Raw genomic sequence first — 4,890 nt, 5'->3', positions numbered from 1 at the left:
GGGGTCGACTCCGGCTAAGTGCAGAATAGGGCGGTAAGAGATTTCTTCATGCAGGTAGATTGGATAACTGCCTTTCAGCCGCATTTTTCGGAAGGCTTCGTGCTGATGGGGCCCGGTCACTTACCAGAGGGAATGATGAACGTCATTCAGGTCCGGCGAGTGAAAACTGCTCCGCCTGTTGATGCGATATTTCACCAAAGCATCCTGAATCCTGCTGTTAAACCATATCCGTGACTATCTCCGCCGCCATCTAGTGATGAGCTATAGGCGGCTTCAAGGTAGAGCGTTTTATCTTCTTCCCAAACAATCGACCCACCGAGACCAATTTCAGCCCATGTCGTCTGGTTTTCCAACGACAGGTTGCTTCCAGAAACGCCAACTGTTGTCGATCCCGCAAACTGGTGCAGGATGTTTCCGATGACGTAGACTTTTTCACGGTGCCCGGCATATCCAGCACCCCGGCTATGATCGCCAAAGAAATATCCTTCAGTGTACTCATGCTCATAGGCCAGACCAATGCGGCCGATCAGGCTAGTTTCTGAGTTGAAATCTACAACATTCCCCGCGTTGTCGGTAAAATCATCTCCATCCCAGCCGCCCCAGGTCAGCTGCGCTTGCGGCACAAGAGCGTTCTGTTCATCCAGTTCGTACAGATGGCCGACCTCGAAACTCAAAGCATAGGCTTTCGAGGAAACATCCGATCCTAATGATCCACTGGTTGACGATGAAAAATCAGTATCTATCCAGTTCAACTGTGCCTGGGCATCGAAGTAAGTGCCGGAATTTCCATACCAGGTTGCAGTTGCGCCAATCCCGACCCCGTCTGCATCGATATCGCCGCGCCCAAGAGCGTTTGTCACATCCGCGCTAACGCTGCCAAGTTGACCTGTAACACCCACAACCCAAAACCCGTTGTCACCTTCGTCAATAGCAACATCCGCACCGAACTGGAGGCCCCATCTTTGTGTGTCGTAATTCAGACCTGAGGTGCTGGAGTCGGGTGAAATGTCAAAACGGTTACCATAAAGGCGCAGCCACGCGCCTTCCTGAGGTTGTACCGGGCCCCGCTCACTGTCCCGAGACAACCATTGCCTCTGACCAACACGTTGTTCCAGTGTCGGCAGGTCTGTGAAGCCGAGCAGCACCGAAGGCGTTGCCTCATAAACCGCTCCGGTTCCATTTACGCCGATGCTGCTTAGAAAGAATTGGCTGCCAATGAGCTCAAGGTCATAAGAGAAAGCCCCGGATGCGACCGGGCCACTCGCCAGCGCAAAGTCACCGGCGGATGTTGTCCCGGCCACATCAACGACCAGAACGTCATTGCCTGATGCCAGACCTGTTGAGACATCGGTTACGGCGATGGCTGTTGTTCCCCCGTTCACGTCACCGGCGACTTGCAACGAATCCGCTGTATCTGAGGTGAAATCGACATCAACTTGCAACTGACCGCTGCCGGAATAATCGCCGCTCACAGACACCACATCCCCTGCCGCACCATTTCGGGTGGACACTATCCCATTGTTCGTCAGTGCGCCGGTCAGAGAAAACCCGCCAGCGGCATTCAGAATACCGCCTGCATTGGTTTGAAGCGCTCCTGCGACGAGCAGGTTATCAGTGAACGAAATCGTGGACCCTGCTCCGATCACTACGTTCTCCCAGTTGATGACATTCGTGCCGGTCAGAGCCCCGCTGGTTCCGGTAAAGGTCAGAACGTCGACAAATCCGTCGGCAAGGCCAGTATCATCGCCGCCATCGAACAGGGTAACGCCGCTGAAATCTCCACCTGAAAAGGTTACAAGATCGGAGCCGTCCCCCATCAGTATTTGGCCCACCGTTGTGCTGTTGCTGGTAAAGGTTGCGGAATCATCGCCGGTGTCTGCGAGAATATCACCAACAATTCCTCCATCACTGGTCAGCGTGTCATTCCCACCTTTGAGTAGAATATTACCGGTTGTAGTGCTCCCGGTCTGTAACGTTGCCTGATCATCAAAGGCGCCCAGAGCAAAATCCAGCGCCGTACCGGCTCGGCCGGTAATTGCGCCAGAACTGATAACCGTTCCCATGCCGGTGGCGAACTGAATGCCAATCCCGCCATCTAACGTACCGGAGTTGATGACCGTGCCATTGTTCAAAGCAACGGCCACATTTCCGGTGCCTCCACTGGTCGTCGTAACGGTGCCGGAATTGTCTACAAACCCGTTGTCTTGACCAAGGATACCATCGTCACCCGCGGTGATAGTTCCCGAATTGATGGCCGTAAGATCATCACCTGCTTGAATCCCCCGGTCTGTGGCTGTTATTGTTCCGCGGTTTGTGACGCTATTCCCATCTCCGATATCAAAACCGTCGTCGCCTGCATTGATGATACCAGTGGCAGAGTTTACGAGGGTGTTAGTATCACCGGCATCAATTACATCGTCTGCTGAAATCAACGTTCCGTTGTTTGTTACGGTGTTGTTGTCCTGAACCTCGATGCTGTTGTTATTAGCAGAACTACCACTCCCTGCTGATGTAATTGTGCCATTATTCGTTATCGTGTTTGAATCTTGTCCATCCAGGCCATCATCGCTGGCTGAAATTGTACCACCGTTGGTCACAACTGACCCGTCCTGGAACCGAAGACCATCAACTGTTGCGGTGATGCCCCCGTTGTTTGTGAGAGCGCTAGAGTTCCCATCAAAGTTCACACCGTTAGCGCCAGAAACAATTGATCCATTGTTTAGCACGGTCAGGTTATCGACGGCCCCGGCATCAACGATGCCATCACCCCCGGCATTGATGGTCCCACCGGCATCCACTGTACCCACATCACCAGGAGTTGTCAGGGTTTGTTGACCAACAATCTGTCCGTTTTGGATCGTAAAGCTCTGAGCATATGCGCCAGAAGTCATCAATGTCGTCGACAGGAGCGACCACGCAAAAATCTGGACGCGTGACCCTGAAGTATAGGTGTGTTCATCCTTCAGGGTTGTTCTCAAACATGCCTGTTTTTCGTTTTTTCTCATTCTTACCAAAGCTTCACTCATTCAAAACAACGTACTCGATTTAGTTCGGATACAAATAAAGTTTGAAAAAAATACGCCGCAATGCTGTTATTTGTAAGGTCGTGTGGCAGTTTTGCCAAAACTAATCTACCTACCCGAAGCATGTGCTTCAGGAGGGTATTGAGACCGAATGAGCGCCCGGCCCTTCTAAGTGGCAATGGCTTCGATCTGTCGCCACCTATATTCACCGGTGAGGATAATATGTGCCCATCCAAGGGGCGAGATGTGTGAAAGAAGATAGGCTGGCGTGTCCAACCCGGCCTTTTTCCGCTGCGCGACCGCTATGCCGAGCTGTTTTGTATTCCAGTAGATGATGATTGCGGTGAGCAGGTTCAGTCCTGCAATGCGGAAGTGTTGACCTTCGATTGTGCGATCTCTGATTTCTCCCTGCCGACCAATCCGTAGGGCACTTTTCAAAGCATGGTGCGCCTCACCTTTATTGAGACCAATGTTGGCGCGACGCTGCATATCCGTGTCGAGCGCCCATTCGATGATGAAGAGTGTTCGTTCAACCCGCCCGATTTCGCGTAGGGCAATGGCCAGGTCGTGTTGTCTCGGCCGCGCCGCCAGTTTCTTCAGGAGTTGACTGGGTTGCATCCTGCCGGAAAGCATCGTCGCAATGCAGCGCAGAACATCCGGCCAGTTGGCGATGATGGTGGTTTCCCGGATTTTGTCACCCACCAAGCCCTTCAGCTCAGTCGGGACACTGCGCCGATCAAAGACATGCAGCCGTTTAGACGGCAAATCCCTGATGCGCGGGATGAACAGATAGCCAAGCAGCGAAGTGGCGGCGAACACAAGATCGGTGAAGCCACCAGTATCGGCATACTGTTCTTTGATCCGTTTTCCGGTCGGGTTCATCAGCAACCCATCCAATATATATGGGGCCTCGTTCACCGTGGCAGGGATAACCTGCGCAGCAAAGGGGCCATACTGATCTGTTACATGGGTATAGGCTTTCAGGCCGGGTTCATGACCGTACTTCGCATTGATCAGATTCATCGCCTCGCCTTGCCGCGTGGTCGGAAAGAATTGCCCGTCACTGGAAGCAGTTTCACCGGCACCCCAGTACTTTGCCATTGGCAACTGTGCTTGCGCTTCGATCACGTTGGCCAATGCCCGATTGATAGCCTCGCTTTCCACATGCCAGTTCGAAAGTCGCGCCAGTTGGGTAAAACTATGCGTGCTGCTAGCTCCGGCCATCTTACTCAGCCCAAGATTTAGACCCTCAGCGAGAATGACGTTCAACAATCCGAGCCTGTCTTTGCACGGTGCCCCGGTGCGCAGATGGGTGAAGGCATCGGTGAACCCGGTATCATTGTCCACGTCCATAAGGATATCCGTTATCCTCACCTCTGGCAGACGGCGATAAAGATCAAGGATGAGGCTATCGGCCTCCGCAGGTACATCAGCTTCAAGCCGGTCGACGCGCAAGCGGCCATCCTCGATGACGCCGCCGGGGAGGGTTCCATTTTTGACCGCCATGGCAAGCCTGTGCAGCCCGTCTTCCAGCCGTTGTTTTCGATCTGCGATCCAGACGTCCGGTTCCAATGGCATCGACAGCCCCATGGTTTGAGCGGCCTCGACCGGAACCAGGCCCTGTTTCATGTCGCTGTAGCGGCGGGAATGAGCAAGCCAGACATCCCCGGATCTGAAGGCTTCGCGCAGATGGAACAATACCGCGACGACCCAAAGACGCTCCCGGTTGGTTTCTGGATTCTGCAGGTGGCCTCGCCATTTCGACTGCGGTTTCAGAAACGGCGCAGACCGGCTTGGGATATCCTGCTTGTCGCGGATCACATCAGCCGCTGCGAGCAAGGGTTCCGTCACGCTGGCGCAGGCAATG

Annotated in this window: 2 protein-coding genes; both read right to left on the bottom strand. The window is 53.7% G+C overall.

Annotation, left to right across the window (positions count from 1 at the left end):
• Positions 1-191: 191 nt before the first annotated feature.
• The gene (locus tag AC2FME_RS18285; protein WP_257601510.1) at positions 192-3,026 is read right to left on the bottom strand and encodes an autotransporter family protein; all 2,835 of its coding nucleotides are present in this window, start codon (positions 3,024-3,026) and stop codon (positions 192-194) included.
• Between the two features lie 165 nt (positions 3,027-3,191).
• Positions 3,192-4,890: Tn3 family transposase (locus AC2FME_RS18280; protein ID WP_496801201.1), on the bottom strand; the 1,699-nt coding region annotated here is incomplete at its 5' end.

Source organism: Ruegeria sp. BHSC026 (genome assembly GCF_059613065.1).
The sequence above is the reverse complement of the archived record's forward strand: the minus strand, read 5'-3'. Positions and strand labels throughout refer to the sequence as shown.

Excerpts from the sequence above, each read along its gene's own strand:
- AC2FME_RS18285 (WP_257601510.1), bottom strand. The coding sequence starts at position 3,026 with ATGAGTGAAGCTTTGGTAAGAATGAGAAAAAACGAAAAACAGGCATGT.